3 protein-coding genes and 1 pseudogene are annotated in these 2,997 nt (G+C 67.0%); 2 read left to right on the top strand and 2 right to left on the bottom strand.

Going from position 1 to position 2,997, the window contains the following annotated elements; all coding sequences use genetic code 11:
• Nucleotides 1–660, top strand: a 660-nt coding sequence (locus ACRDTL_RS09365) for an MBL fold metallo-hydrolase (protein WP_431506430.1), incomplete at its 5' end; no start/stop codon positions are given.
• A 7-nt stretch (nucleotides 661–667) separates the two neighbouring features.
• Here the strand turns inward: ACRDTL_RS09365 and ACRDTL_RS09360 are convergent.
• Together ACRDTL_RS09360 and ACRDTL_RS09355 are read right to left on the bottom strand one after the other, a co-directional pair.
• A complete protein-coding gene (locus ACRDTL_RS09360) occupies nucleotides 668–2,074 on the bottom strand; it encodes a serine/threonine-protein kinase (RefSeq protein ID WP_431506429.1) in 1,407 nt (468 codons plus the stop codon).
• Nucleotides 2,075–2,265: 191 nt separating this feature from the next.
• Nucleotides 2,266–2,616 carry an ArsR/SmtB family transcription factor gene (locus ACRDTL_RS09355; protein ID WP_431506428.1) on the bottom strand — a complete coding sequence of 117 codons (351 nt, stop codon included), beginning with the start codon at nucleotides 2,614–2,616 and terminating at the stop codon, nucleotides 2,266–2,268.
• A gap of 72 nt (nucleotides 2,617–2,688) precedes the next feature.
• On the opposite strand from ACRDTL_RS09355, the pseudogene ACRDTL_RS09350 reads away from it, so the two are divergent.
• Nucleotides 2,689–2,997: pseudogene (locus ACRDTL_RS09350) on the top strand (heavy metal translocating P-type ATPase); the annotation flags it as partial.

The following is a 2,997-nucleotide window of genomic DNA, read 5'->3' as shown; positions in this document are numbered from 1 at the left end:
GCCGTCATCGAGGACGGGCTCGTCGGGATCGGCAGTTCGCCGCCGCTTGGAATCGGTCAGCTGGGCAAGCTGGTATGCACCGACCCCGGCAATGTGTTGTGGGATCCCTCCGGCTTTCTCGACGACGCCGCCGTAACAGCGGTAGCCGAACGTGGGCCGGTCATCGCAATTGTGGCCAGTCATCCGCACATGTACGGCGCACAGGTGGAGTGGAGCCACCGGCTCGGCGGTGTCCCGGTGTACGTCAACGCCGCGGATGCCGAATGGGTAATGCGCCCCGACCCGGTGATCCAACAGTGGTCGGACACCTTGCAGCTGACCCCGTCGTTATCGGTGGTCCGGGTGGGCGGACATTTCCCCGGCAGCGCCGTCGCTTGCTGGGACGACGGCGCGGAAGGGCGCGGCGTGCTGCTGGCCGGCGACACCATATTTCCCAATCCCGACCGCCGGACGGTCGGGTTTTTGCGCAGCTACCCCAACCGCCTTCCGCTATCCGCCGCGGTGGTGCAACGCATGGCTGACACCCTGGCCGCGTTGCGGTTCGACCGCATCTATGGGCTGTTCACGAATTCCATCGATACCGACGGCCATGCAGCGGTACAGCGGTCGGCCAATCGTCACGCCGCCTGGGTCCGCGGCGACTATGACCACCTGACCTGACCGCCGATCACGGAGTGGATCCGTTGGCGCGATGGATGTCGTTGGCGCATCCGGCCCAGTTCTGGCCGGTCTGCCGCATGCAGATCCGCACCGGGGCCTGGTCGTCGGCTGGTGGCGGTGCGGCCGGCTGGACCGAGAGTTCCGGGTTGGGGATATCGCCGGGGTGCAGCGACCACAGCCGGCGATCGGTGTACTGCAGCCGTGCGCAGTAGGCGGTGGCCCCGTCGGTGGTCATGCCGCTGGCTCCGAGGGCGGCGCACCGTGCGCCGACCACGGCCTTGGCTGGTGGAGCGGCTTTCACAGGTGGTGGTTTTGCAACCGGCGACGACGCCCGAGACGGTGCCGTCGACGATGGCGACGCAGCTATCGACGGTTCGTGCTCGCGGGAGAACGTCTGCGCCACCACGGTCGCCGCCGCGATCATCACCAGGGCGGGGATGATTGTCGCGACCTTCGCCACGGCAGAACTCGCGGAACCGGTGTTAACGGCTTGACCCGTCGGCCGCTTGGGCGGTGCCGGCTTCTTCTCCGGTTTTTCCCGTGTGGACCGGCGGACCTCAGATTTCGCGGCCGAGGCACTAATCTGTCGCCCGAGTGCGCGGCCGAAATCGACGCAGCAGTCGAACCGGGACGCGGGCTGTTTTGCGAGCGCCCGGGACAGGATCGGATCAAGGTGGGCCAGTTCGGGGGAGTGCCGGGCGAGTTTAGGTGGTGACGAGGCGAGGTGTTGAGTGATCGCGAGCGCGGGGTCGGAGGGGTGAAACGGAGGTATACCGGTCAGCAGATGAAACGCCGACGTCGCCAACCCGTACTGATCGGCCTTGCCGTCGATCGATGACGACCCGGTCAGTTGTTCGGGTGCTCCGTAGGCCAGCGTTCCCATCGTCACGTTCGCCGCGGTCAGCAGGCCGACGTCGTCGACCCGACGCGCAATTCCGAAGTCCGCCAGCAAGACTCGTTGCTTGCCGGCCTCAGGGCGGGCGAGCAGGATATTGGCCGGTTTGACATCGCGATGCAGCAGCTGGCGTTGGTGAGCATAGTCGAGCGCCTCGGCGACGGCAGTTACGATCTCCAGCACCTCAGACGCTGCTAACCCTTGCGGATACTTCCGCACCCGGCGAGCGGCGTCGCTGCCGTCCACGTAATCCATCGAAATCCACAACTGGCCGTTGAACTCGCCGCGATCGTGGATGCCCACGATGTGCGGATGCCACAGCGACGCCGCGATGTCGGCTTCGCGTTCGAAGCGCTGACGAAATTCACGATTGCCGGTCAGTGCCGTCGGCAAGACCTTGAGCGCTTCCCGACGTCGCAGCCGCGGGTGGTGAGCCAGATACACCTCGCCCATCGCACCCACGCCGAGCAGTCGCTCGATGGTGTACCCGGCGAACCGGTCGCCCGGGACGAGCGGCACGCACCGAACCCCACGGCCGTCGACTGGACCGACGACCGGGCTGATCGGGCTAACCGGCGACTCCGCGGCGACCGCCTGCCCGCCGCTACCGGTGACTCGTGACCAAATTCGACTGCGCATTTCCCTCTCAGTTACCCACCTTGCGCATCTTGGACACCCACGTGCGGCGTGCCCACGCGGGCACTCTGGTCTCAGGCGGTGGTGTCGCGGGCGCCGAGGTGCAGATGCTCGATGTGGTAGACCGCTTCGTCGAGCAGCGCGGCAACGTGATTGTCGTAAAGCCGGTAGACGACGCTGCGGCCGCTGCGATCACCGGTGACCAGGCCCAGGTTCCGCAACAACCGAAGTTGATGGGAGACGGCGGGTTGTTCCATTCCGACCGCCGCCGACAAGTCGGTCACCGAACACGGGGACTCGCGCAGCCGGGTCAGAATCCGCAGCCGGGTCGGGGATGCCAGCGCCTGCAGCGTCTCGGCGACCTTGCCCGCCGCGGCCGGATCCAGAGTGGCCGGCGGGGTGCGGCCTTCGACGCCATGTCCCACGAATCCAATTGAACCACGCCCACCAGCAGGACATGTATACATGTAGATCTCGACATGTATACACTCATGCCGATGACCGCCGTACGCGACACCGGCCTGGCCGCTGAGTTGCGGCCCGGCCGCGTCGACGGGGCGGTGTGGTCGGTGGCGTCGGCGCGCTGGGCGGCGATCGCGCTGGTGCTGTTCGTGCTCGGCCTGGGTGCTCAGCTGGCGGGCGCCTCTGCCGTCGTGGGGTGGGTCTTGTACCTGGCCTGCTACATCACCGGGGGGTGGGAGCCGGCCTGGGCCGGTGTGCAGGCATTGCGGAACAAGACGCTCGACGTGGACCTGCTGATGATTGTCGCGGCGATCGGCGCGGCCGCCATCGGGCAGATCTTCGAC

Source organism: Mycobacterium sp., assembly GCF_050700595.1.
Classification (GTDB): Bacteria; Actinomycetota; Actinomycetes; order Mycobacteriales; family Mycobacteriaceae; genus Mycobacterium.
The sequence above is the reverse complement of the archived record's forward strand: the minus strand, read 5'-3'. Positions and strand labels throughout refer to the sequence as shown.